Source organism: Erwinia oleae, from assembly GCF_000770305.1.
Taxonomy (GTDB): Bacteria; Pseudomonadota; Gammaproteobacteria; order Enterobacterales; family Enterobacteriaceae; genus Erwinia; species Erwinia oleae.
In genome coordinates, this window is record NZ_JNVB01000160.1 from 1 (window position 1) to 927 (window position 927).

1 protein-coding gene is annotated in these 927 nt (G+C 51.5%); it reads right to left on the minus strand.

The window, feature by feature from the left end; translation table 11 throughout:
- Nucleotides 1-215: 215 nt before the first annotated feature.
- The gene (locus GS12_RS22700; protein WP_235421346.1) at nt 216-923 is read right to left on the minus strand and encodes a RepA protein; all 708 of its coding nucleotides are present in this window, start codon (nt 921-923) and stop codon (nt 216-218) included.
- Between the last annotated feature and the right edge of the window lie 4 nt (nt 924-927).

The window sequence follows — 927 nt, forward strand, 5'->3', positions numbered from 1 at the left end:
TAATTGCACCATATCGTTTGCACTTAATTATCACTTACCCACAAGCTATACAGCAGTTGTGGTGGGTCTAAGCCGGAACCGCCGAAAAATCCGTCATTCCTGTAGCCGGGATAGGTTGGATTTCGAAAATTATTGTACGTTAAGGCTATTTTTTGTACTGAGGTTTATTGCAGACGTGCAGAATCCCCGCCAGCTAAGGCGGTAGTTTGTGGAGGTCAGGCAAAGGTTGGTGAGTAGTATTCCTGTTTGCGCTGGCGAGCTGCGTCACGCCTCGCTTTCATCCTGGCTAATCCGGCTGCGGCCTTGCGCATCCAGTTTTCAACCCTGATTGCGATTAACCGCACATCCCCGGATGATATGATTTCATTGGGGTCAGCCTTAAGTAGCCTGGCGCGTTCCCGGTAGACCTGTTTCAGCGGAACGCCGAGAATGGCAAAGAAATTCTCTGTAACCTCAATGTGCTTACAGGCACAACGGGCGTCATAAGGATTGAAGGGGGCTTTCTCTGTGATAATCGCATCAAGCCAGACCAGGCGATCACATCCGCGACTAGCGCGTGAGCTTTGTTGTTTACCTTTTGGCGATTCGCTACGCGTCGTAAGGCCAGCCCGTTCGGCTAACGTCTCCAGGTTATGCCGGGTTTGCCAGTCTCTTAAATCCAGATCGTCAAAGATGGCCAGCATCAGCTCGCAGAGTGTTTCGATACCGTATTTATTGGCCTCGTTGACCCAATACTTGTTGTGCCGGATGCGGCGCCGAAGTTCGTTTTTGATTTTGATACGCCCGGCTTCGGTCGCCCGCGACTTAATCCACCGATTGAGGAACCGGCGACGCTTGCGCGAGGCAACGTTATAACAGGGGCTTTGCTTTGCTACGCCCGTAGGTGATACGGACGATTTGAGAGAGAGACTCTTATCTGTCACACCC